At 69.2% G+C, this 1,311-nt stretch carries 1 protein-coding gene; it reads right to left on the bottom strand.

Features of this window, described 5'->3' with window-relative positions:
- Positions 1-1,311, bottom strand: a 1,311-nt coding sequence (locus ASC60_RS00120) for a type I polyketide synthase (RefSeq protein ID WP_159043185.1), incomplete at both ends; no start/stop codon positions are given.

Here is a 1,311-nt window from a genome sequence, read left to right on the forward strand (position 1 = left end):
CCGGCCGTCGAACTCCTCCAGCATGGTGCGGACGCGGTCGGCCGGGAGGCTGATGGAGACCATGCCGCCCCCACCGGCGATCCGGGCGATCGCCCGGCTCCGCAGGGCCACCACCCGCGCACCATCGGCCAGACTCAAGCCCCCAGCCACACAGGCCGCAGCGATCTCCCCCTGCGAATGCCCCACGACCGCGGCGGGCTCCACGCCGTAATGCCGCCACGTCCGAGCGAGTGACACCATCACCGCCCACAACGCCGGCTGCACCACATCAACACGCCCAAGACCAGCCTCATCACCACCGCGCAGCACCTCGACCAGTGACCAGCCGGTCAACGGATCCAGCACCGCAGCGCACTCCGCCACCGCCTCCGCAAACACCGGGCAGGCATCCAGCAGCCCAGCCGCCATCCCCACCCACTGCGATCCCTGACCAGGGAAGACGAACACCGCACGACGACCCTCAGCAGGAGCCACACCCCACACCACACCCGGCACAACCCGACCCACGGACAGCGCTTCCAACGAAGCAACGGTGTCCGACAGATCACCGCCGACCATCACCGCCCGGTGCTCGAACACCGACCTGGTGGCCACCAACGACCACCCCACATCGACCGCACCCGCCTCCGCGCTCGACACCTGCGCAGCCAGCCGGGCCGCCTGCTCACGCAACGCCCCCGCATCCCGCCCGGAAACCACCCACGGCACCACCGACAGGCCTTCAGCCGAAGCCGCACCCGTCTCCGGCTCCGCAGGCGCCTCCTCCACAATCACGTGCGCATTCGTGCCACTGATCCCGAACGACGACACGCCGGCCCGACGCACTCGCTCACCCGGCAGCCACACCACCGGCTCAACCGCCAGCTCCGCTTCACCAGCCGACCAGTCCACGTGCGGTGACGGCTCATCCACATGCAACGTCCGCGGCACCACACCCCGCTCCAGCGCCAGCACCATCTTCATCACACCCGCCACACCAGCCGCAGCCTGCGTATGACCGATGTTCGACTTCACCGACCCCAACACCACCGGACGCCCACCCGCACGCCCCCGCCCATACGTCGCCAGCAACGCCTGCGCCTCGATCGGATCACCCAACCGCGTCCCCGTCCCATGCGCCTCCACCACATCCACATCGACAGGAGCCAGACCGGCGTCAGCCAACGCCGCACGGATCACCCGCTGCTGCGACGGACCATTCGGAGCCGTCAACCCATTCGACGCACCATCCTGATTGACCGCACTCCCCCGCACCACCGCCAACACCCGATGACCCAACCGCCGCGCATCCGACAACCGCTCCACCAACAA

It is taken from the genome of Streptomyces sp. NBRC 110028 (assembly GCF_001417735.1).
Taxonomy (GTDB): domain Bacteria; phylum Actinomycetota; class Actinomycetes; order Streptomycetales; family Streptomycetaceae; genus Streptomyces.